We start from the raw sequence: 22,698 nt of genomic DNA, 5'->3' as shown, positions 1-22,698 counted from the left end.
CCGCGGCCCGGGTGACGCGATCTGGCGGATGTCACTGCCGGCGTTGAGGGAACCCGTGCCTGTGTGCTCCCGGCAACTGGCCTCGCGGGAAAATTTGCGCCAAACAGGACCGCGAAGGCCGCCTGCATCAAGAATGCGGCCGATGCACGGAGCGAGGCGTCGGATGGGCGCGATACAGAAACACGGACCCTGGGCCCTGGTCGGGGCATTGGGCGCCGCGGCCCTGGCGGTCGTCGCCACGCATCGGGGCGAATCGATCAACGCGCTGTGGGTCGTGGTGGCCGCGGTCTGCACCTACCTGATCGCCTACCGCTACTACTCCCTCTACATCGCCGACAACGTCATGCGCCTCGATCCGAAGCGCGAGACGCCAGCCCACCGCCACAACGACGGCCTCGACTACGTCCCGACCAACAAGTCGGTGCTGTTCGGCCATCACTTCGCGGCCATCGCCGGCGCCGGCCCGCTGGTCGGCCCGGTGCTCGCGGCGCAGATGGGCTACCTGCCCGGCATGCTCTGGATCCTCGCCGGCGTCGTGCTCGCCGGCGCGGTGCAGGACTTCATGATCCTGTTCGTGTCGATGCGCCGCGACGGCCGCTCGCTGGGTGAGCTGATCCGGGCCGAACTCGGCGTGATCCCCGGCGTGATCGCCCTGTTCGGCACCTTCATGATCATGATCATCCTGCTCGCCGTGCTGGCGATGGTGGTGGTCAAGGCGCTGGCCGAGAGTCCCTGGGGCACCTTCACCGTCGGCGCGACGATCCCGATCGCCCTGCTGATGGGCCTCTACGCCCGCTACATCCGGCCGGGGAAGGTCGGCGAGGTCTCGATCATCGGCTTCATCCTGCTCATGGCCGCGATCGTCTACGGCGGGCGGATCGCCGCCGACCCGTACTGGGGCCCGGCCTTCACCTTCACCGGCGTACAGCTCACCTGGATGCTGATCGGCTACGGCTTCGTCGCGGCGATCCTGCCGGTCTGGCTGCTGCTCGCCCCGCGCGACTACCTCTCGACCTTCCTCAAGATCGGCACCATCGTCGGGCTCGCCATCGGCATCGTCTTCGTGGCGCCGCACATGCAGATGCCGGCGATGACGAAGTTCGTCGACGGCACCGGCCCGGTCTGGGCGGGCTCGCTGTTCCCGTTCCTGTTCATCACCATCGCCTGCGGCGCGGTCTCGGGCTTCCACGCCCTGATTTCCTCGGGCACGACGCCGAAGCTCGTCGACAACGAGATGGACACCCGCTTCATCGGCTACGGCGGCATGCTGATGGAGAGCTTCGTCGCGATCATGGCGCTGGTCGCCGCGAGCGTGATCGATCCGGGCGTCTACTTCACCATGAACTCGCCCGGCGCCCTGCTCGGCACCACGCCGGAGACCGCCGCGGCGGCGGTGACGGCGCTCGGCTTCCCCGTCTCCCCCGAGGTGATCGCCCAGACCGCCGTCGACGTCGGCGAACACTCGATCATCTCCCGCGTCGGCGGCGCCCCGACGCTCGCCGTCGGCATGGCCCACATCATCTCGTCGGCCATCGGCGGCAAGGCGATGATGGCCTTCTGGTACCACTTCGCGATCCTGTTCGAGGCCCTGTTCATCCTGACCGCGGTGGATGCGGGCACCCGCGCCGGCCGCTTCATGCTGCAGGACCTGCTCGGCCTCGTCGCGCCGTCCTTCAAGGACACCTCGGCCTGGGTGCCGAGCGTGCTCGCCACCGCCCTGTGCGTCGGCGCCTGGGGCTTCTTCCTCTACCAGGGCGTCACCGACCCGCTCGGCGGCATCTACACCCTGTGGCCGCTGTTCGGCATCTCGAACCAGATGCTGGCGGCCGTGGCGCTGACGCTCGCCACCGTGGTGATCTTCAAGATGAAGCGCGAGCGCTACGCCTTCGTCACGATCATCCCGACCGTCTGGCTGTGCATCTGCACCCTGACCGCGGGCTGGCAGAAGATCTTCTCGCCCGATCCGAAGATCGGCTTCCTGGCGCATGCCGACCGGTTCTCGGCCGCGATCGCCGAGGGCAAGGTGCTGGGCCCGGCCAAAAGCATGGGCGACATGCACAAGATCGTCTTCAACGACCGCATCGACGCAGGCCTCGCGGTGCTGTTCGTCGGCCTCGTGCTGGCGATCGCCGCGTTCGGCATCATGGCCTGCGTCAAAGCCTACCGTGCCGACCGCTGGACGGCGCTGGAGGCGGACCCCACCCTGGCTCCGGCCGAGTGAGGTGACCATGAGCACGCCGTCGCAGAACTTTCGCGAACGCCTGCGGGTCTTCAACAAATGCGTCTGCGACGGCGCGCGGCTGATGGTGGGCCAGGGCGATTACGGCACCTACGTCGCCCACATCGCGAAAACCCATCCCGACCAGACGCCGATGACCGAGCGGGAATTCTTCCGCAATCGCGAGAATGCCCGCTTCGGCATCGGCAACGGCTCGGGCTTCCGCTGCTGCTGAACGACCGATCGAGGGTTCCCCGCGGGGCCGTCGTCGGAGCGCACCGAATCGGAACGCGGGTCGGTCGTGCCATTTTCACGTGAAATTAAATGTGGGCTTGCGGCGCTCCGCGCATGAGCGATGCGTCGGCGCCGATCGAGTCGGCGTTCGGCCTGATACGACATCGAGTCGATGACCTCGGCCTCTCCACCGTCCTTGCGAGGCTCGGCGCAAGCAATCCAGGGCGCGCCCTTTCCGGACCTGTCGCGCCCTGGATCGCTTCGCTAACGCTCGCGATGACGGAGGGTGGCCAAACAACCCGAAGCGATCAAGCGGAAACCGTAGCAGGCTCGGCAGACATCGCGACCTGCTCCCTTCATGCCCGGCCACCGGCTTCGACGGAAAACGGGACGCCGGGGACCGGGCGTCCGGTGATCCGCCCTTGGACCCCGCAACCGAACGAGGCTCGAACGCCTGCTCGGTTGCACGGCAGCCGAGCGAGGCTCTAGTCTCCCCGAAACGAGGGGGACTGCGACGATGAATCAGTTCGAGGGTGTGCCGAGCCCGGCTCCGGCGCAGATCGGAACCATTGCGTTCGACCGGCGGGCGGCGGGGCTGACCGGCATCGTCATCAAGGGCTTCCTGCTCTCGCTCGTCACCTTCTCGATCTACCGGTTCTGGTACGTCACCAACCTGCGGCGCTTCTTCTGGAGCCGCACGGTCGTGGCGGGGAGCCCGGCCGAATATCTCGGCACCGGCAAGGAGCTGTTCCTCGGCTTCCTCGTGGCGCTCGCCATCCTGGTGCCGGTCTATCTCGTCCTGTTCCTGCTCAGCTTCGCCAGCCCGATGCTCGCGGCCTTCGCGGCGCTGATCTCGTTCGTGCTGCTGTTCGTGCTCGGGCAGTATGCGCTGTTCCGCGGACGGCGATACCGGGCCTCGCGCACCCGCTGGCGCGGCATCCGGCTCGGCCAGGACGGATCGGGCTTCACCTATGCGGGGCTCGCCAGCCTGTGGTGGCTCGCCACCCTGTTCACGCTGGGCCTCGCCTTCCCGTTCATGCGTGCCGCGCTGGAGCGCTACCGCATCGATCACACCCTGGTCGGCCAGGGCCGGATGCGCTCCACCGCGACGGGCCGCTCGATCCTGCTGCCCTGGCTGATGTTCTACATCGTCGGCCTGCTGCCGACCCTGGCGGGCATCCTGGCTCTGCTGGCGGCGACGGGCTTCGACATCCCCAGCGATCTGCTGATCCAGGATCCGACCACCGAGAAGAGCAAGCTGATCTTCAACCCGGACTACGAGGGCACGGCGCTCGGGTTCTACGGCACCGTCGTCGTCGCCGCCGCGAGCGTGTCGATCCCGCTGGCGCTGCTGCTGATCCCCTATTACCGCGCCCGCGAGGCCCGTGCCTTCCTCGACGCGGCCCATCTCGGGGAGGCGCGGCTGGCGTCCACGCTCAAGGCCCGTCAGTTCTACTGGCCCTACATCGTCTACATGCTCGCGCTGGTCGGCTTCTTCCTCGTCATCGGCATCATCTTCGTCGTCCTCATCCCGCTGATCGCAAGGGACGAGCCGAGCGTGGGCGCACAGGTGTCGTCCTTCATCGGGATCATGCTGATCTACCTCGGCGCCCTGCTCGGCTCGGCGGTGATCTACGTCCGCTTCGTCACCGTGCGCCTGTGGCACGCGGTGGCGACCACGGCGCACATCGAGAACCTGCCGGCTCTCGAAGCCGTTCTCGCCTCGACGCGCGATCCGGCGAGCGGCCTGAACGAGGGGCTGGCCGACGCGCTCGATGTCGGCGGCGCCCTCGAAATCGGCTTCTAGGGCGCCGATGGAGACGGTTTCCACCACGGGCACCTTCTTCGACGGCATCAGTGCCCGGCCCCGACCGGTGACGCTGCGGCTGTCGTATCGCCTGGAGATCGCCGGGGGCGACGTCTCGCGCGACTGGAGCCTGCTCGACCTGCGCGCCGCCGACGCCGCGCCGCCGCAGATGCGGATCAACCATGCGCAGGGGCCGGAGAGCGTCGAGTTCGCGGACGCGGCCTTCGCCGACGCCCTGAAGGCGCGCTGCCCCGACCTCGGCCGGACGGAGCGGGAGGGCGGCCTCACCCGGCTCGTGCTCTGGTCGGCGGCCGCCGGCATCTCCGTCCTGCTCGCGGCGCTCTACGGCGTGCCGGCGGCCTCCGGCGTGATCGCGCCGCTGGTGCCGCAAGCGTTCGAGGCGCAGCTCGGGCGCAGCGTCGACGGCCAGATCGTCGGCCTGCTCGGCGACCCGCCGCTGTGCGACGACGCGCCGGCCCGCGCCGTGCTCGACCGGCTGACGGCGCGTCTCGCCGAGGGCATGGCGCTGCCGGTGACGCCGCAGGTGAGCGTGCGCCGCCACGCCGTCGCCAACGCGCTCGCCCTGCCGGGCGGCCGGGTGATCCTGCTCTCCGACATCATCGCCAAGGCGAAGGACGGCGACGAACTCGCCGGCATCCTCGCCCACGAATTCGGCCACGTCGCCGCGCGCGATCCGATGCGTTCGGTGATCACCGCGGGCGGCACCTCGTTCCTGCTGAGCCTCGTGCTGGGCGACCTCACCGGTTCGACGGTGCTGGTGACGATCGGGCAGGCGGCGATCTCGGCGGGCTACTCGCGCGACGCGGAGCGGGCGGCGGATGCCTTCGCCGTCGGTGCGGTCGAGCGGGCGGGCGGCGACGGGGCGGCGCTCGCCGCGATCCTCGAACGCATCACCGACGCGGAGGACGAGAAGCCGGACGCCGTGTCGTTCCTGCGCTCGCACCCGTTCACGGCGGAGCGCGCCGCCCGGATCCGGGCGATGGCGGGCGAGACGCCGAGCGGCGCCGGCCTCCTGTCCGAGGCCGAGTGGCAGACCCTTCGGGGCATCTGCCCGAAACCGGCCAAGCCGAAGGACGGCAAGACCCCGCCGACCGAGAAGCCGTGAAGGCTGGCCGCTTCGATAAAGAGTCATGGTTTCGAAAGGACAAGTCCTTTCGCGGGTGCAGGGCAGAGCCCTGCAATGTCCGCGAGGGGGGACGACGCGTGCCGTCCTCTCCCCCGATCAGACCGGGCGCGGCAGATTGCAGCGATCGAGCGCGTTCAGCGCCTTGGCGCGGGCGCTGTCGTTGAAGTAGCCGGTGGTGCGGTAGGAGGCGATCTCGTCCTTGTCGAGAGCGGACAGGGTGCGCTCGGCGTAGCAGCCGCAGGGGGCGGCGAGCGAGGCTTCCTCGATCTTCTGGAGCTTGGCCTGGGTCACGGTGCAGGCGTGGCGCACGCGGCCAGTGAGGTTGCCCTTCGAGGCGGTCTTCAGCGCCGGATCGGGCACGTAGCCTTCGAGCGCGGCGTACTGCGTGGAGCGGCCGGCGGTGTTGCAGGCGGCCAGCAGGGAGACGAGGCCGGCCGCGACGAGCAGGCGGCCGGTGCGCGGGAACATGGAGCGCATGAGGCTGGATCCGGACTAGCAGGACGGGAAATCGTCGAACGGATCCCGTTCTTCGGGGAGGCGGCCCCGCGCCGCTAGGGCAGGAGGGTCACACCGCGCCGGAATGCGCTTTCGAGGCCGGCCTCGGGCAAGCGCGATCCTGTCTCTCGCCGGCTCCGAGAGGGGAGCCGGCGAGAGACAGTGCCGTTACGCGGCGATGTCGGCGTCGGTGAAGAACTGCGCGATCTCGATCCTGGCGTTGTCGGCGCTGTCGGAGCCGTGGACGGTGTTCTCGCCGACCGACTCGGCGAACTGCTTGCGGATGGTACCGTCGGCGGCCTGGGCCGGGTTCGTGGCGCCCATCACCTCACGGTACTTGGCCACGGCGTTCTCGCCCTCCAGCACCTGCACCACGACCGGGCCCGAGGTCATGAACGCGACGAGCTCGCCGTAGAACGGGCGCTCCTTGTGCACCTCGTAGAACGTCTCGGCCTGGGCGCGGGTCATCCGGATGCGGCGCTGGCCGACGATGCGCAGGCCGGCGGCCTCGATCACGGCGTTGACCGCGCCGGTGATGTCGCGGCGGGTCGCGTCGGGCTTGAGGATGGAGAAGGTGCGCTCGAGGGCCATGGGTCCAGTCCGGTTCGGTTGGAGAAAGGGGTCGCGCGACGCGCTGGATGATGGCGGAGTCGAATCCCGCCGGAGAGGCCGTCGGCGCGCCGGGCTTATAGCGGTGCAACCGGGTGCCCTCAACCGACCCGCACCAGCGTCCTGGTTGCGGGTCAGAGCTTGGCCTTTTTCGGCCGCGCCCTGGCTTTTGCGCAACACTGCCGAAAAATCGCCGGATTGCGCCGGCCTACTCGCCGACGAACGATCCGCCGCCGTCCCTCGCGCCTGCCGGAGGACGGCCCCTCCTCTCCGCAAGCCCAGCCCTTTCGAGGGCTTTAGCCCCAGGAGCCGCTTCCATGCGTATCGCCCTCAGCCTCACCGCCCTCCTGATTTCGAGCGCCGCCTTCGCTGCGCCCAAGGATCTGTCCGGGACATGGTTGACGGAGGACGGGCGCGCGAAGATCCGCATCGACCGCTGCGGCCCCGGCGGCGGCAATGCCTGCGGCAAGGTGGTGTGGCTGAAGTCCCCGACGACCGACGCGGGCGCGCCGCGCACCGACCTGAAGAACCCCGACCCGAAGAAGCGGGCCCGTCCGATCATCGGCCTGACGCTGCTCGACAACCTGAAGCCGGAGGATGCCGGCTTCGCGGGCGAGATCTACAACGCCGACGAAGGCAAGATCTATCAGGTCAGCCTGGAGCGCGAGAGCGAGGCCGAGCTGAACGTGCAGGGCTGCATGCTCAAGGTCCTGTGCGGTTCGCAGACCTGGACCCGCGTGCCGGACGTGAACCAGCAGGCCGCGGCCGCCTCGGTGGAGGTGCCGGCCAAGCCCGCGAAGCCGGCCGCCAAGCCGGCTCCGGCCAAGGCCGGCCCGGCCGAGTAAGCTCTCGGCCCATGCAAAAAGGGCGCGCCGTTGCCGTGCGCGCCCTGAAGTCTTCGCCCAACCTGATGGGGGTCAAGGCCGAGGGGAGGTAGTGCCGCGCTTCGGCGCGGCCAGTGGCCGCGGCCGAGCTTTTTCGGATTTCGGCCGCGTCCCCGACATTTTCGCGCGGTCGGACGCAATACCGGTCAAGCGCGCGTGTCCGTCATCCTCTTGTCGGACGTTTCGGGTCTCCCTGGCATCGTGTCGTTCGTGCAACCGCGGCGGAGCCTCGCGCTCCGTCGGGCCCGAACGTTGCGGCGGCGACGGCATCTGCTAGGCCGCTTGGCGGTGGCGGCAGGGGCTGGTGCGGTGCACATCGGGCGGGCGGGGACGATCAGGAATCGACGCATAGCCCGGTCGGGCCTCGCCGCGATTCTCGGCCTGTGTGCCGGCGGCGCCATCGCCGCCGACCTCCCGGAGCCGTCCCGCCCGCGCTTCATCGACTGGTCCGGCTTCTATGCCGGGGCGCAGGGCAGCGCCGGCGCCGCGTTCGGCAACTACGATTTCGGCCCCACCACGATCGGCCCCCGCCGCGTTCCGACGGTCTCGACGGGCGACGCCACCGGCAGCGACAACCTGGGCCGGGACGCCACCACGGTGGTGGGCGGCGCCTTCGCCGGCTGGAACGGGCAGGCGGGCGCCCTCGTCTACGGGCTCGAAGCGGATCTCGTCGGCGCCAACCTCAAGCGCGGCGCCCGCTCCGACGCGCGGGGCTTCGGCTACGAGGGGATCGACCCGCCCTTCGCGCTGATCCGCGAGAAGACCGACCTGTTCGGCACCGCCCGGGCGCGGATCGGCTACGCCTTCGGCAACACCCTGATCTACGCCACCTTCGGGCTCGCGGGCGCCAACGGGCGCGTGCTCGCCACCTATCCCGACCTCGCCGGCGGCACGGCCGCGACCGCCTCGCGCAGCGTGTCCTATCTCGGGGTCACCCTGGGCGGGGGCGTGCAGTTCGCCGTCGATCCGCACCTCTCCCTCGGGATCGACTACCGCTACAGCGATCTCGGCGAGAGCCGCCGCTTCGACCTCGGCGTGCTGCCCGGGATCGACGGCGGCCCGGTGACGACCCGCACCGGCTTCGTCTCCAACCAGATGATGGCCCGGCTGATCTGGCACCCGGAGGCGCTCGCCCTGGCCCCGGAGGACGAGGACGAGCCGCCCGAAGATGCACCGCCCAAGGACGCGCGCTTCTCGCTCCACGGCCAGACCACCTTCGTCGATCAGGGCGTGACCGGCTTTCGCGCGCCCTATCGCGGCCCCCAGAGCCTCGTGCCGGACCAGGCGCAGGCGACGACGACCGCGACCCTGTTCCTCGGCCTCAGGCTCTTCGAGGGCACGGAACTCTACTACAATCCCGAGTTCAGCCAGGGCTTCGGCCTGTCGCGGACGCTCGGCATCGCCGGCTTCGTCAACGGCGAGGCGCAGAAGGCGGGCGCGCCCTTCCCGAAGCTGCGCTCCAACCGCTACTTCGTCCGCCAGACCTTCGGCCTCGGCGGCGAGACCGAACAGGTGCTCGACGGGCCGAACGCCATCGCCGGCACCCGCGACGTCGAGCGCATCACGGTGATCGCCGGCAAGTTCGCGCTCGGCGACTTCTTCGACGGCAACGTCTACGCCCACGATCCGCGGATCGACTTCATGAACTGGGGCCTTTGGGCCTCGGGCGCCTACGACTTCCCGGCCAACCTCCCCGGCTACACGCAAGGGCTGATGGTCGAGTACAACCGCGCCGAGTTCGCGATCCGCGCCGCCTACACGCAGGTGCCGAAGGAGCCGTCCTCCGACGTGCTCGACCCGCGGATCTTCGAGCGGGCGGGCGCGACGATCGAGTTCGAGGAGCGCCACACGCTGCCGGTGCTCGACCAGCCGGGCAAGCTGCGCCTCGGCCTGTTCTCGAATGTCGGCAACACCGCGAACTTCCGGCAGGTCGTGGCGCTGACGCAGGCGGGTGCGTTCGACGACATCGACACCGCGGTGGCGGCGACCCGGGCGCCGCGGCGCAAGAGCGGCGTCTACCTCAACCTCGAACAGGCGCTCACCGCCGACCTCGGGCTGTTCGCGCGGGCGAGCGTCAACGACGGTCGCAACCAGAGCCTGTCCTTCACGGACATCGACGGCTCGGTCTCGGGCGGCCTCTCCCTCAAGGGAACGGCCTGGGGCCGCCCGCAGGACGCGATCGGCCTCGGTGCCGCCGCCAACCGGATCTCACCCTCCCACCGCGCCTATTTCGCCAATGGCGGCCTCGGGCTCCTGATCGGCGACGGACGCCTCGACCGCTACGCGCCCGAGCGGGCGGTGGAGGTCTACTACGCGCTGAACCTGACGAAGGCGGTCACGATGTCCTTCGACTACCAGCACGTCGAGAACCCGGCCTACAACCGCGACCGCGGCCCGGCGGATTTTTTCGGGACGCGGCTGCACACGGATTTTTAGGGTCGCGGCGGGAAGGCGAGACAAAGGCGAGACACCGGGGCGTGCCGAAGCGGTCGCGCGAAATCAGGCATCTGTCGCGGTTCTGGATGGCTTCGCCATGACGGTGTGGATTTGCTCTCCGTCATGGCGAGGCTTCAGCCGAAGCAATCCAGAAGCGCGACGCAAGCCGGATGAGGCACGCACGCGACCCGAAAACCATTCGCCAGCACTCTCCGTCAGCGAAGCAAACCAGCAGCCCCGCTGTCAGCGCATGACGTAGACCTGCGTGCCGACCGAGACGCGCTCGAACAGGTCCGCGATGTCCTGATTGTACATGCGGATGCAGCCGTAGGACGCGAAGGTGCCGATCGAGTTCGGCCGGTTGGTGCCGTGGATGGCGTATTCGCCGCCGCGCAGGGTCATCGCCGCCACGCCCATCGGATTGCCCGGCGAGCCGCCGCGGATCAGGTTCGGCAGGCGCGGATGATCACGCTTCACCTCCGCCGGGGGCGACCAGTCGGGCTGGACATACTTGCCGTCGATCTGCGTGGCGCCGCTCCACTGCTTGCCCGGTTTGCCGACCGCGACGGGATAGCGGATCGCCGTGCCGTCGCCGTTGACGAGGTAGAGCCGCCGCTCGTTGGTGCGCACGACGATGGTGCCCGCCCCGATCCCGTCCGAGAACGGAACGATCTCCCGGGCCTGCGCGGCACCGACCGCGCACAGCACACCCGCGAACGCGCCCGCGAGCCGCGCCCTGTCCTTGCCCATTCCGAACATCGCAGATCGCCTTTCCAAGCCGGAGCGTAACTGGCGAAGACGATCCGACGTTCCGGCTTGCGCTTCTGCTCTACGCGCGGCGAAATCGGCACCTCATGCACCGCCTCTTCGCGGCAGGGCGAATCCCGGGCTCAGGATTTCGGACGAATTTTAAGGAAACGGGCCCGTGCCGGTCAGCGCTCGTGCAGCCGGGCGGCATCCGGGCGCCGCTCCTGCCAGCCGTGGCGGACGAGTTCGGGGTCGGCATGCTCCTCGACCGGCAGGCCGACGCAGAGATAGGCGACCAGCTCCCACCCTTCCGGCACGTCGAGGGCCGCGGTCACGGCCGCGGGTTCCAGGATCGAGACCCAGCCGACGCCGAGGCCGTGGGCGCGGGCGGCGAGCCAGAAGGCATGGACGCAGGCCGCCACCGAGTAGCGCAGCATCTCCGGCATGGTCGCGCGACCGAGGCCGTGGCCGGTCTCCGTCGCGCCGTCGCAGAACACGGCGAGATGGACCGGCGCCTCGCGCAAGCCCGCGAGCTTCAGGCGCGCATAGAGCCTCCGCCGCTCGTCGGCGTAACCGTCGCGGGCGGCGGCGTTGCAGCGCTCGAAGCTCGCCGCGACCGCGGCACGCCGCCGGGGATCGGCCACGCGCACGAAGCGCCAGGGCTGGCTGTTCCCGACCGAGGGCGCCAGCGCCGCCCAATCCAGGCAGGTCCGCAGGGCGGCCTCGTCGACGGGATCGGTGCGGAAGCGCCGCACGTCCCGCCGCCACACCAACAGGTCCGCCAAGCGCGCCCGGAAGGCGTCCTCGAAGACGGGCGGGCTGGTCGACGCGGCTGGAGCGGACTCGGACATGGCCGCCGCTTCTCGCGCCGGCGGGCCCGCCTGCCAAGCGGCATCGGCCCAGAAAAAGGGCGGCGCTCCGAAGAGGCCGCCTGAAGTCCTTGGGTCTCGAAACCTCCGGATGTCGATCCGGCCGGGTCCACGGCGTCGCCCGAGGGCTGGGGAGCTCGGGTTTCGGACGCCGCCGCGGTGGACGGACCGACGAGGTTTCGGGTCACACTGAAAGCCTGTCGTCATGGCCTTGGCAAGGCGAGATCGCGGCGAGAGCGTGATGTCGGCCGCCTCACCGTGCGGCGACGCACATGCTTTTCGCGCTCCGCCTCAAGCCGGCGATGGCCGCACGGGGCTGCGAACTCGGATCGACCCGGCCAAGCCGTTCGGATGCCGATCCGCCCCGTCCGTGATCGTTCCGGGGCGCCGCAGGCAAACCCGGAATGACGGCGGGGATGGACCGAAGCGGGTCTGTAGGAACGCAAAACCGGGTTCGGAGCCTGGATGGCCGGCGAAGCACCTTGCGGGCGTCGGTCGCGAGGCCCATCATCCCGTCCCACGCCGCGCATACGACGGCACCGCAACGGGAGCGACGATGAGCGAGGGGCAGGGCGTCGAACACCGCTCGACCGACCGGGACGGCCAAGTGATCCCGCAAGTGATCCCGTTTCCATCCCCCACCACCCCGCAGGTCGCCTTCCGGCGCGACGAGTTGCGGACCATCTTCAACCTCTACGGACGGCGCGTCGCCGAGGGCGAGTGGCGCGACTACGCCCTCGACTTCCGCCGCGACAAGGCGGTGTTCTCGATCTATCGCCGCACCTCCGAGATGCCGCTCTACCGGATCGAGAAGGATCCGAAGCTCGGCCGCCGCCAGGGCGCCTACGCCGTGATCGCGGCGAGCGGCCTCGTGATGAAGAGGGGCAACGATCTCGCCCGCGTCATCGGCGTGCTGGAGGGACCGCTGCGGGCGGTGTGATGCGTCAGGCCGCCCGCAACCGCGCGGCGGCTTGCGCAAGCGCACGGATCCGGGCCGGATCGGGCCTGCCCGCAGGCACCACCCAGCTTCCGCCGACGCAGAGCACGGACGGATGCGCGAGCCAGTCCCCTGCGGTCGCCTCGGTGATGCCGCCTGTCGGGCAGAAGCGCACCTGCCCGAAGGGTGCGGCCAGCGCCTTCAGCGCCTTCAGGCCGCCCGCGGCTTCCGCCGGAAAGAACTTGAAACGGTCGAGCCCGTGGTCGAGGCCGCGCATGATGTCGGCCGACGTCGCCACGCCCGGCAGGTAGGGCACGCCCGACGCCATGGCCGCCTCCGTCAGCGGGGCGGTGAGGCCGGGGCTGACGATGAACGTCGCGCCGGCGCCGAGGGCGGCGTCGAGATCGCGCGCGTTCAGCACCGTGCCGGCGCCGACCACCGCCCCCGCGACGGTCGACATCGCCCGGATCACGTCGAGGGCGGCGGGCGTGCGCAGGGTGACTTCGAGGGCGGTGAGGCCGCCGCCGACCAGCGCCTCGGCGACGGCCACCGCGTCGGCGGCATCCTCCACCACCAGCACGGGGATGACGGGAACGGAGCGCATCAGCGCGTCGATGGTGCTCATGTGGGTTTCTCCCCTCTCCGTGCTGCGGGTCCGAGCGATTTGGATTCACTCTCCGTCATCGCGAGGCGAAGCCGAAGCAATCCAGGGCGCGCCCCCTCGGAAGAGGCGGTGCCGTCTGGATTGCTTCGCTCACGCTCGCGATGACGGCGCGGTCGTCACAGTCCCGCCGCCGCCAGCATCGCCGAGCCGCCGCGCTCGGCGTCGTCGGCGCCGTGGCGCATGAAGGCGAACAACTCGCGGCCGGTGCCGAGGCCGGGCGGGGGCCGGCTCGCGTCCTCGCGGCCCTGCCACTCGGCGGGGTCGACCAGCACCTCCAACAGCCCCTCCTCCGCCGAGAGGCGGATCATGTCGCCGTCGCGGATGCGGCCGATCGGGCCGCCGCCGACCGCCTCGGGGCTGACATGGATCGCCGCCGGCACCTTGCCGGAGGCGCCCGACATCCGCCCGTCGGTGACGAGGGCGACCTTGTGGCCGCGGTCCTGCAAGACGCCGAGCGGCGGGGTGAGCTTGTGCAGTTCGGGCATGCCGTTCGCCCGCGGGCCCTGGAACCGCACCACCACCACCACGTCGCGCTCCAGTTCTCCGGCCTTGAAGGCGGCGATCACCTCGTCCTGGTCGGCGAAGACACGGGCCGGCGCCTGAATCGTGCGGCGCTCGGGCTCGACCGCGCTGGTCTTGAAGGTGGCGCGGCCGAGATTGCCCTTCACCAGCCGCATCCCGCCGTCCGGCTGGAACGGATTGGCGGGCGGGCGCAGCATGGACGCGTCCAGCGGCTCGGCCGGCGCGTCCTCGAAGGTCAGTTCGTCCCCGTCCCCCGACAGCTTCGGGTCGCGGGCATGGTCGCGCAGGCTATGGCCTGCGACCGTGAGGATGTCGTCGTGCAGGAGCCCTGCATCGATCAGCGAGGCGATGACGTAGGACATGCCGCCGGCGGCATGGAAGTGGTTCACGTCGCCCGCGCCGTTCGGATAGACCCGCGCGATCAGCGGCACCACGCCGGAGAGCCGGTCGAAATCCTCCCAGTCGATGACGATGCCGGCGGCGCGCGCCATGGCCGGCAGGTGGATCGCGTGGTTGGTCGAGCCGCCGGTGGCGAGCAGGCCGACGATGGCGTTGACGATCGCCCGCTCGTCGACGCAGCGCCCGAGCGGGCGGTAGTCGTTGCCGGACCAGCCGATCTCGGTCAGCCGGTGGATCGCCGAGCGGGTCACCGCCTGCCGCAGCCGGGTGCCGGGATTGATGAAGGAGGCGCCGGGCATGTGCAGGCCCATCACGTCCATCATCATCTGATTGGAATTGGCGGTGCCGTAGAAGGTGCAGGTGCCGGCGCCGTGATAGGAGGCGGACTCGCTCTCCAGCAGTTCCTTGCGGCCGACCTTGCCCTCCGCGTAGAGCTGGCGGATGCGCTGCTTCTCCTTGTTGGCGAGGCCCGAGGGCATGGGACCGGCCGGGATCAGGATCACCGGCAGGTGGCCGAAGCGGAGCGCCCCGATGATCAGGCCCGGTACGATCTTGTCGCAGATGCCGAGCAGGGCCGCGCCCTCGAACATGCCGTGGCTCAGGCCCACCGCGGTCGAGAGCGCGATGGTGTCGCGCGAGAACAGCGACAGCTCCATGCCGCGCTGCCCTTGCGTGACGCCGTCGCACATGGCGGGCGTGCCGCCCGCGACCTGGGCCGTGGCGCCCACTTCGCGGGCGAACAGCTTGATCTGCTCCGGGTAGCGCCCGTAGGGCTGATGCGCCGACAGCATGTCGTTGTAGGCGGTGACGATGCCGATGTTCATCGCGCGGCCCGCGATGATCGCCGGCTTGTCCTCGCCCGAGGCCGCGAAGCCGTGGGCGAGGTTGCCGCAGGCGAGCTTCGGGCGGTGCACGCCCGCCTCGCGCTCGCGCTCGATCAGGTCGAGATAGCCGCGGCGGCTGTCGCGGGAGCGCGCGATGACGCGCTCGGTGACTGCGGCGACCTCGGGATGAAGCTCCGGCATGGCTCGTTCGCCTCGTTCGGATTTCGACGGCACGGACAGGCCCGCAAGATCGGGGCCCGCGCTCTCCTTAACATGGAGAGACTCCAAACGGCATCACGCTTGTGGGAACGTTTTCATCAATCAAGACGGGATCGAGAATCAAACGAAATTTCCGGTTGTCGGCGTGCGCCCGGAGGCTGTCGTCGCTTCGATCGAGTGCACCTCCCCAGCCGCGACCGTCCGGGCACCGGACCTGTAGCGGAGGAGCCGACCGCTGCCGCCGAAAGGCTGAGCAGGCAGGCTGGGGGAGGTGATCGGATTTCCGATCCCGGCCATCACCGTGAGCAAGAACGCCACCGCGCGGTCGCTGACCATCACGGCGGCACGATCCCGTACGAGCCGGAGCGATTGCAAAGATCGCGCGGCAATCCCAGGACGATCGTTCGAGGATGAGCCTCACGCCCCCGACGCGGACGCGATCTCCCGCTCGACTTCGGCCGGGTCGAGCACGTAGCGGCGCGAGCAGAACTCGCAGGTGATGGCGATGGTGCCGTCATCCGCCACCATGTCCCGGCGCTCCTCGGGGGAGAACGAGCGGATCATGCCCATCACCCGCTTCCGAGAGCAGCGGCAGCGCTCGACCACGGCTTGCGCATCGAACACCCGCACGCCGCGCTCGTGGAACAGCCGGTAGAGCAGCCGCTCGCTCGACACCGCCGGATCGACCAGTTCGTGGTCCTCCACGGTGTTCACGAGGCTGCGCGCTTCCACCCAGGCATCGTCCTCGCCGGGGCCGCCGGCCAGGATCCCGTGGCCCTCCGGCGCGTCGCCGGGGGGCAGGTCGGCCCGGCGCATCCGGTCGGGCGAGGTCGGCAGGAACTGCACCAGCAGGCCGCCCGCGCGCCAGCGGCTCTCCCCGGCCTCCATCTGCTCGGCGACGGCGAGGCGCACCAGCGTCGGGATCTGCTCGGACTGGCGGAAATACTGGTGGGCGGCCTCCTCGAGGCTCTGGCCTTCGAGGGCGACGACGCCCTGGTAGCGATTCCGGGTCGAGCCCTGATCGATGGTCATGGCGAGATGGCCCCGGCCCATCAGGTCGGCCGCGCGCGCCTTCGGCCCGAGGGCGGCGACGGGTTCGGCCTCGAAGCGGGCGGTGGCGCGCACCCGGTCCGGCGCCTCGAAATCGACCACCAGCATCCCCACCGGCCCGTCGGTCTTGGTCTGGAACTGGAAGCGGCCTTCGAGCTTCAGCGAGGAGCCCAGAAGCACCGTGAGCGCCGCCGCCTCGCCGATCAGCCGGGCGACCGCGTCGGGATAGCCGTGACGGCGCAGGATCGTGTCGATCGAGGGCCCGAGCCGCACCGCGCGGCCGCGCAGATCCAGCGCCTCGACGGCGAAGGGCAGTACGGCGTCGTCGCCGCCTTCGAGCGCGGCCGTGGGGGAAGGGGCGTGTCCGGAGCTCATGGACTCTTACCGTATCGGGGCTGAGGAGGAGGACGGAGGGCGGCCGATCCGGCGGGCATCACGCCGAACCGGCGCGCGCGCAAGGGCCGGCGCCGATCCGCGGCCCATCCCATATGGGGAGCCTCGCGCCCGAACGCGAGACCGGCGCCCGATCCCCTTCGCGGCGATGCCGCTGCGATGCGCGGCTTTTTCCGAAGCGATGGCCCTGGGCCGATACCGATGGGACGATTGAAAAGGATCGACCGGGGATGCATCGAACGGCGTCGCGGGGCCGGGGCGGCCCCAGGCGCGGGAAGGCCCGGGCATGAGAGACGAACGCGCAGTCGTTGCCGCCGGCCGGGGATCGGACGCGATGCCCGTTGCCGGCCGGCCCGATCCCGGCGCGCTGACCCAGCTCGCGCCGTTCTTCTGCCTCTACGTCACCTTCGGTACGACCCTCGGCTTCCTCGTCGGCGGCGCACCGCTGATCCTGCGGGCCCGCGGCATCGACCTCGCCGAGGTCGGCTTCCTCCAGCTCATCAACCTGCCGGTCGGGCTCACCTTCCTCTGGGCCGTTCCGGTGGACCGCTTCCGCCTGCCGCGCCTGCCGCATCGGCTGGGCTGGATCGTGCTGATGCAGGGCGCGACCATCGCGCTGCTTCTGGTGCTGAGCCGGGGCGAGGCGTGGCCGCCGGCGGCCCTGTTCGCGCTCGCCATCGCGACCTGCTTCTGCGTCGCCACCATGGACATCGCGCTGGAAGCCCTGGTCGTCGAGACCGTCGGCCCGGAGCGACGCCCCTACGTCGCCTCCGCGAAACTCTGCGGCGCCTCCCTCGGCGGCATCGTCGGCGCCGGCGTCCTGATCGCCGCGTACGACCGGCTCGGCTGGCCCGGCGCGGTGCTGGCGGTGGCGGCCTTGAACGGGCTCTGCCTCCTGCCGATGCTGCGCTATCCCGAGCGGACCTTGCGCCGGACGACCGTCGATCCGCAGCGCGGGGTGCCGACCCTCGGCCGCCTGCGCCTGCTCGGCGGGCGCGTGCTGGTGCTCGGCCTCTACTTCGCGGCGATGTTCGCGCTCACCGGCTTGAACAACCTCGCCCTGCTCGATCTCGGCGTGCCGCTCTCCGAGGTCGGGCTCGTCACCGGCGGGCTCTCGTCGGGCATCAACCTCGTCATGGCCCTGGCCTCCGGCCTCCTCGTGCGCCGGGTCGGCACGCTGCCGCTGATCACCGTCTCCGCCCTCGGCGTCGCGGGCTCGGGCCTGCTGATGCTGTGGGCCAGCGCGCACGCCGCCCCGAGCCTCGGCATCGCGGCTGCGATCCTCGGGATCCTGTGCGGCGGCGGGCTCGGCGTGCCGGTGTTCAACATGATCTACCGCTGGGCCCAGGGGCCGCAGCCCGCGACCGATTACGCGCTGCTGTTCGGCGCCGCCTTCTTCGCCGCCATGCCGCTGCGCGTCGGGGCACCGGCGCTCGCCGGCGCGGTCGGCTGGCCGGTCTACTTTGCGCTCGCCGTGCCGCTCTACGGGGTCGCCGTGATGCTCCTGCGCGGGACGATCGCGCGCACGCTCGCCGCCGACCGCGCGGCTTCGTGAGGCCCGCCCTGCGCGGCGGCGTCTGGCGCATCGGGACCGCCTCGCCTATGCGCCGGGGAGCCGCCCTCTTCCGGGCATGAAGATCGGTCACAGCCGCCCCATGCTGAAGGCCTTCCTCGCCTATTACCGGCCGCACCGGACGCTGTTCCTGGTGGATTTCGGCTGCGCCGTGCTCTCCGGCCTGCTCGAACTCGGCTTCCCGCTCGCCGTCAAAGCCTTCGTCGACCGCCTGCTGCCGCAGCAGGACTGGAGCCTGATCGGGCTCGCCGCCGCGGGCCTGACGCTGCTCTACGTCGCCAATGCCGGCCTGATGGCGGTCGTCACCTACTGGGGCCACGTGCTCGGCATCAACATCGAGACCGAGATGCGCGCCCGCGCCTTCGACCACCTGCAAAAACTCTCCTTCCGCTTCTTCGACGGGCAGAAGACCGGCCATCTCGTCGCCCGCGTCACCAAGGATCTGGAGGAGATCGGCGAGGTCGCCCATCACGGGCCGGAGGACCTGTTCATCGCCGTGATGACGCTTCTGGGCGCCTTCGCGCTGATGTTCCTCGTCCACCCGCCGCTGGCGCTGACGACGCTGGCGATCCTGCCGCTGATCGCCTTCGTCACCCTCCGCTACGGCGGGCGCATGACCCGCAACTGGCAGGCGCAGTACGGGCGCGTCGGCGCCTTCAACGCCCGCATCGAGGAGAATGTCGGCGGCATCCGCGTGGTGAAGGCATTCGCCAACGAGGCGCACGAGCGCGCCCTGTTCGCCTCCGACAACCTGAAATACCGCGCCACCAAGCTCGAAGCCTACCGCCTGATGGCCGGCGCGCTCTCGATCAACTATCTGGGCCTGCGTCTCGTGCAGATCGTGGTGCTCTTAGGGGGCGCCGCCTTCGTGGTGCGCGGCGACCTGACGGCGGGCGGCTTCGTCGGCTTCCTACTGCTCGTCGGCGTGTTCTACCGGCCGCTCGAAAAGATCGGCGCGGTGATCGAGACCTATCCGAAGGGCATCGCGGGCTTTCGCCGCTACCAGGCCCTGCTCGCCACCGAGCCCGACATCGCCGACCGGCCGGACGCGATTCCCGCCCCGCCGCTCAAGGGCGAGATCCGCCTGGAGGGCGTGCGCTTCGGCTACAGCCCGGACCGGCCGGTGCTGAGGCATGTCGACCTGACGATCCGCGCGGGCGAGACGGTGGCCTTCGTCGGGCCCTCGGGGGCGGGCAAGACGACGCTTCTCTCGCTGATCCCGCGCTTCTACGAGGCGCAAAGCGGGCGCGTCGCCATCGACGGCCACGACATCCGCGACCTGACGCTGGCCTCCCTGCGCGGGCAGATCGGCATCGTGCAGCAGGACGTGTTCCTGTTCGCCGGCACGATCCGCGAGAACATCGCCTACGGCCGTCTCGGCGCGAGCGAAGCCGAGATCCTGGCCGCCGCCGCCCGCGCCCGGCTCGACGCGCTGATCGCGTCGCTGCCGGACGGGCTCGACACGGTGATCGGCGAGCGCGGGGTGAAGCTCTCAGGGGGGCAGAAGCAGCGCCTGGCCATCGCCCGCGCCTTCCTGAAGAACCCGCCGATCCTGATCCTCGACGAGGCGACCTCGGCGCTGGACACGCAGACCGAGCGGGAGATCCAGGCCTCGCTGTTCGAACTGGCGGCGGGGCGCACGACGCTGGTGATCGCCCACCGTCTGGCCACGATCCGGCACGCCGACCGCATCGTCGTGGTGGCCGAGAGCGGCATCGCCGAGCAGGGACGGCACGACGCGCTGATGGCCGCCGACGGCTACTACCGCCGCCTCCACGCCGCGCAGGTGGACGAGTCGTTTTCCTGCGCGCCGCGCACCGCGGCGGAGTAAGGCGTCTTCCCCTCTCGCGTGCCGGGAGCGGGGATGCCCCTTCTCAACCGCCCCGCTCGGCCTCCGCCAGCAGCCCATCGACGAAGCCCGGCAGGCCGGTGCGGCGGGTGCGCTTCAGGCGCTCGGCGGCCAGGATCGCCTGGAGCGCACGGAAGGACTCGTCGAGGTCGTCGTTGACGATGACGTAGTCGTACTCGCTCCAGCGCCGCATCTCGTTGCGGGCGTTGGCCAGCCGCCGTTCGATGGTCTCGGGCGCGTCCTCCGCCCGGCGCTCCAGGCGGTGGCGCAATTCGGAAAAGCTCGGCGGCAGGATGAACACCGTCACCACATCGTCCTGCAGCCGCTGCCGCACCTGACGGGTGCCCTGGTAGTCGATGTCGAAGATCATGTCCCGGCCCTGGCCGAGGGTCTTCTCCACCGGGCGGCGCGGCGTGCCGTAGAAATTGCCGTGGACCTCGGCCCATTCGAGCAGGTCGTCGCGGGCCTGCAGGTCCTCGAACGCCTCGCGGTCGATGAAGCGGTAGTCGCGCCCGTCGATCTCCGAGGGGCGGCGCGCCCGGGTGGTGACCGAGATCGACAGGTCGAGCCCCCACTCGGGCCGCTGGGCGATGGCCCGGGTCAGCGTCGTCTTGCCCGCGCCCGAGGGCGAGGACAGGATCAGGATCAGCCCGCGCCGGGCGATCCCCGGCCTGCCTTGCGTGGCGTCCTGCGTCATCGGCCGTTCACTCCGCATCCCATGTCCGGCGCCCTTACTCGACGTTCTGCACCTGCTCGCGGAATTGCTCCACCACGGCCTTCAAGTCGAGTCCGATCCGCGACAGGCCGATGTCGCCGGCCTTGGCGCACAGCGTGTTGGCCTCGCGGCCGAGTTCCTGCGCCAGGAAATCGAGCCGCCGGCCGATCGCGCCGCCCAGCGCCAGCAGTTCGCCCGCCGCGGCGAGGTGGGCCCGCAGGCGGTCGAGTTCCTCGCGCACGTCGGCCTTGGCGGCGAGCAGCACCGCCTCCTGATGCAGGCGGTCCGGGTCGAGGCTTCCCGCCCCGACGAGCGCCGCCACCGAATCCGCGAGCCGGGCGCGCACGGCCTCGGGCCGCCGGGCCGGGCAGTCCTCGGCGGCCTGCGTCAGACGGGCGATCGCGGCGAGCTGGCCCGCCACGATCTCGTGCAGCCGCGCGCCCTCGGCCCGGCGAGCGGCGAGGAGGTCGGCCACGAGGCCGCCGATGCCGGCGGCGAGATCGCGGTCGAGCGCCTCCGGGTCGGCGCCGGCCTCGGCCTCCACCTCGACGACGCCGCGCAGCGCGAGCAGCCCGTCGAGCGTCGCGGGACCGACGCCCTCCGGGCGCGGCACCCGGGCGGCGGCGGCGGCGAGGCGCGCCAGCAGATCTTCGTCGATCCGCACCCGCGCCGCCGCCTCGGGACGCGTCAGCGTCAGGCCGAGCTGGCACTGGCCCCGGGCGAGCGCCTTGGAGAGCGCGGCCCGGGCCGCCTCCCCCGCCGCCTCGAAACCGTTCGGCACGCGCATGCGGATGTCGAGGCCTCGCCCGTTGACCGTGCGGATCTCCCACAGCCACTGCACCGGGCCGGTGCTGCCGGCGGCGCGGGCAAAGCCCGTCATGCTCGCGATCGTCGTGGCCAAGCCGCGTCCCTCCATCGCCCCTTGCGCCGCCCGATCCGGACCATCGTTCCGCCGCACGGAACGCGCCGGGCAAGACCGGTTTTCGGATACGCGCTTTCCGAGAACGAGCGCAATGCAGGTTCGGCGTGAGGTCCCGGGCAGGGGTTCGGACGCGATCCCCGCGGCACGGAGCCGGAGAAGACCGGTGCGGTGCAGCAAAGACCGGGACGCTCAGTTCTGCATACGAAATAGGCAGGCCGCAGAAAAGTGCAGTCGCTTAGCCTGGAAGCAGGCACGAATACTGTGCATCATCTTGACGCTTATTGGTCGTGTGCCTAACTTCCGAATCGATCATAGGACACCTGACATTCGAGCGGGGCCCATCCATGACGAACCCCTTCGACATCAAGAACCGCTTCCGAGCGCGCCTGCGCGCCGCCGATGCGCGGAAGAACCGGGTCCGGGCCAGGCTCTTGGAGGACGGCGCCCGGGCGCTCGCACCGGTCACCGAGGCGTTGAGCCTGATGGCGGAGGTGCTGGAGGAGGACGGGATCGAGCACGGCCGGATCGTCTGCTCCGCCCCGGAGGTGGACCGCGACGATTTCGTCGGCTTCACCGCCGGCCTGCACAACGGTGCCGATCAGGAATTGCGGATCAGCGTGAAGTACGGTCCCGTGCTGGGCGGGCGGAACTTCATCGCGGTGACGGGGCTCGGGGCGGAGTACAACGAGCGGCTCGTCGCCCTGGCGAGCAGCGCCGCGCCGGGCCTCGGCCGCTCGGTCGGCAACGACGTGCATGTCGAGGCGGACCGCGGCGCCGACCTCGCCGAAGTGCTGCGGGAGATGATCGAGGATTTCTTCGCCGGCCATTCCGAGCCGCCGATCCGCACCGGCGGCGCGGAGACGCGCACGCGGCTCGCCCTGGTGCAGTAGGCATCCCGGTCGCACGACAGGTGTGCTCTCGGGGCCGGAACGAGAACGAGGCTGCGAACCCGGGTCGAGTGTCCCTCAACAAAACGCCCGCTGCGCCGACGCGCCCGAAGGGAAACGACCGGTGACCGGGCGTTTCGTGAGGCACTCGATCAGCAAGCGTTCAGGTTGCAGGTCCGCCCCCTCCGTCGTCGTTCCGGGGCGCCGCAGGCGAGCCCGGAACGACGGGCAAGGGCAAGCAAGTGCAAGAGACAAGTGCAAGAGGAGCACGGGTCAAAACCCGTTCCCCGCGTTCGGA

At 70.5% G+C, this 22,698-nt stretch carries 20 protein-coding genes; 10 read left to right on the top strand and 10 right to left on the bottom strand.

What is annotated here, in order from left to right; translation table 11 throughout:
- The first annotated feature begins 163 nt into the window (after nt 1-163).
- The 4 genes from PGN25_13675 to PGN25_13660 all read left to right on the top strand — a co-directional run bounded on the left by PGN25_13675 (nt 164) and on the right by PGN25_13660 (nt 5,385).
- Nucleotides 164-2,221: a carbon starvation protein A gene (locus PGN25_13675; GenBank protein ID MEH3118602.1), complete on the top strand. Its 2,058-nt coding sequence runs from the start codon at nt 164-166 to the stop codon at nt 2,219-2,221.
- Between the two features lie 7 nt (nt 2,222-2,228).
- Nucleotides 2,229-2,453: a YbdD/YjiX family protein gene (locus PGN25_13670; GenBank protein ID MEH3118601.1), complete on the top strand. Its 225-nt coding sequence runs from the start codon at nt 2,229-2,231 to the stop codon at nt 2,451-2,453.
- Nucleotides 2,454-2,969: 516 nt separating this feature from the next.
- Nucleotides 2,970-4,259: a YjgN family protein gene (locus PGN25_13665; protein ID MEH3118600.1), complete on the top strand. Its 1,290-nt coding sequence runs from the start codon at nt 2,970-2,972 to the stop codon at nt 4,257-4,259.
- A 7-nt stretch (nt 4,260-4,266) separates the two neighbouring features.
- Nucleotides 4,267-5,385 carry a M48 family metallopeptidase gene (locus tag PGN25_13660; protein ID MEH3118599.1) on the top strand — a complete coding sequence of 373 codons (1,119 nt, stop codon included), beginning with the start codon at nt 4,267-4,269 and terminating at the stop codon, nt 5,383-5,385.
- Between the two features lie 117 nt (nt 5,386-5,502).
- Here PGN25_13660 and PGN25_13655 read toward each other — a convergent pair whose 3' ends face one another.
- Together PGN25_13655 and ndk are read right to left on the bottom strand one after the other, a co-directional pair.
- Nucleotides 5,503-5,883 (bottom strand): hypothetical protein, encoded by a 381-nt coding sequence (locus tag PGN25_13655; protein MEH3118598.1) that lies wholly within the window; start codon nt 5,881-5,883, stop codon nt 5,503-5,505.
- A gap of 186 nt (nt 5,884-6,069) precedes the next feature.
- Entirely contained in the window at nt 6,070-6,492 is a 423-nt protein-coding gene (gene ndk / locus PGN25_13650) for a nucleoside-diphosphate kinase (protein MEH3118597.1), read from the bottom strand.
- Nucleotides 6,493-6,827: 335 nt separating this feature from the next.
- Here ndk and PGN25_13645 point away from each other — a divergent pair, with 335 nt between their 5' ends.
- Nucleotides 6,828-7,355 (top strand): DUF2147 domain-containing protein, encoded by a 528-nt coding sequence (locus PGN25_13645; protein MEH3118596.1) that lies wholly within the window; start codon nt 6,828-6,830, stop codon nt 7,353-7,355.
- Between the two features lie 348 nt (nt 7,356-7,703).
- On the top strand, nt 7,704-9,830 hold the full coding sequence (locus PGN25_13640; protein MEH3118595.1) for a carbohydrate porin: 2,127 nt from the start codon (nt 7,704-7,706) through the stop codon (nt 9,828-9,830).
- Nucleotides 9,831-10,073: 243 nt separating this feature from the next.
- Here the strand turns inward: PGN25_13640 and PGN25_13635 are convergent, their stop codons facing one another.
- Both PGN25_13635 and bluB read right to left on the bottom strand, forming a co-directional pair.
- The gene (locus PGN25_13635; GenBank protein MEH3118594.1) at nt 10,074-10,589 is read right to left on the bottom strand and encodes a L,D-transpeptidase; all 516 of its coding nucleotides are present in this window, start codon (nt 10,587-10,589) and stop codon (nt 10,074-10,076) included.
- Nucleotides 10,590-10,762: 173 nt separating this feature from the next.
- Nucleotides 10,763-11,428 (bottom strand): 5,6-dimethylbenzimidazole synthase, encoded by a 666-nt coding sequence (gene bluB / locus PGN25_13630; protein MEH3118593.1) that lies wholly within the window; start codon nt 11,426-11,428, stop codon nt 10,763-10,765.
- 574 nt (nt 11,429-12,002) lie between these two features.
- Between bluB and PGN25_13625 the strand changes: the two genes are divergently transcribed.
- The gene (locus PGN25_13625; GenBank protein ID MEH3118592.1) at nt 12,003-12,386 is read left to right on the top strand and encodes a DUF2794 domain-containing protein; all 384 of its coding nucleotides are present in this window, start codon (nt 12,003-12,005) and stop codon (nt 12,384-12,386) included.
- A gap of 4 nt (nt 12,387-12,390) precedes the next feature.
- Here the strand turns inward: PGN25_13625 and eda are convergent, their stop codons facing one another.
- The 4 genes from eda to PGN25_13605 all read right to left on the bottom strand — a co-directional run bounded on the left by eda (nt 12,391) and on the right by PGN25_13605 (nt 16,436).
- Nucleotides 12,391-13,008 (bottom strand): bifunctional 4-hydroxy-2-oxoglutarate aldolase/2-dehydro-3-deoxy-phosphogluconate aldolase, encoded by a 618-nt coding sequence (gene eda / locus PGN25_13620; protein MEH3118591.1) that lies wholly within the window; start codon nt 13,006-13,008, stop codon nt 12,391-12,393.
- Nucleotides 13,009-13,163: 155 nt separating this feature from the next.
- On the bottom strand, nt 13,164-14,993 hold the full coding sequence (gene edd, locus PGN25_13615) for a phosphogluconate dehydratase (protein MEH3118590.1): 1,830 nt from the start codon (nt 14,991-14,993) through the stop codon (nt 13,164-13,166).
- A gap of 138 nt (nt 14,994-15,131) precedes the next feature.
- Entirely contained in the window at nt 15,132-15,350 is a 219-nt protein-coding gene (locus PGN25_13610) for a hypothetical protein (GenBank protein MEH3118589.1), read from the bottom strand.
- A 78-nt stretch (nt 15,351-15,428) separates the two neighbouring features.
- Nucleotides 15,429-16,436, bottom strand: a complete 1,008-nt coding sequence (locus PGN25_13605; protein MEH3118588.1) for an Hsp33 family molecular chaperone — start codon at nt 16,434-16,436, stop codon at nt 15,429-15,431.
- A 352-nt stretch (nt 16,437-16,788) separates the two neighbouring features.
- On the opposite strand from PGN25_13605, the gene PGN25_13600 reads away from it, so the two are divergent.
- Nucleotides 16,789-18,009 carry an MFS transporter gene (locus PGN25_13600; protein MEH3118587.1) on the top strand — a complete coding sequence of 407 codons (1,221 nt, stop codon included), beginning with the start codon at nt 16,789-16,791 and terminating at the stop codon, nt 18,007-18,009.
- 100 nt (nt 18,010-18,109) lie between these two features.
- Complete coding sequence (locus PGN25_13595; protein ID MEH3118586.1) at nt 18,110-19,858, top strand: ABC transporter ATP-binding protein; 1,749 nt, start codon at nt 18,110-18,112, stop codon at nt 19,856-19,858.
- A 43-nt stretch (nt 19,859-19,901) separates the two neighbouring features.
- Here PGN25_13595 and gmk read toward each other — a convergent pair whose 3' ends face one another.
- On the bottom strand, nt 19,902-20,573 hold the full coding sequence (gmk, locus tag PGN25_13590) for a guanylate kinase (protein MEH3118585.1): 672 nt from the start codon (nt 20,571-20,573) through the stop codon (nt 19,902-19,904).
- 34 nt (nt 20,574-20,607) lie between these two features.
- A complete protein-coding gene (locus PGN25_13585; protein ID MEH3118584.1) occupies nt 20,608-21,507 on the bottom strand; it encodes a YicC family protein in 900 nt (299 codons plus the stop codon).
- Nucleotides 21,508-21,857: 350 nt separating this feature from the next.
- On the opposite strand from PGN25_13585, the gene PGN25_13580 reads away from it, so the two are divergent.
- Nucleotides 21,858-22,403, top strand: coding sequence for a hypothetical protein (locus PGN25_13580; protein MEH3118583.1), 546 nt, complete (start codon nt 21,858-21,860; stop codon nt 22,401-22,403).
- The last annotated feature ends 295 nt before the right edge of the window (nt 22,404-22,698 follow it).

Origin of the sequence: Methylorubrum populi (assembly GCA_036946625.1) — a bacterium.
GTDB lineage: Bacteria > Pseudomonadota > Alphaproteobacteria > Rhizobiales > Beijerinckiaceae > Methylobacterium > Methylobacterium populi_C.
This window is presented reverse-complemented; position numbering and strand designations above follow the sequence as displayed.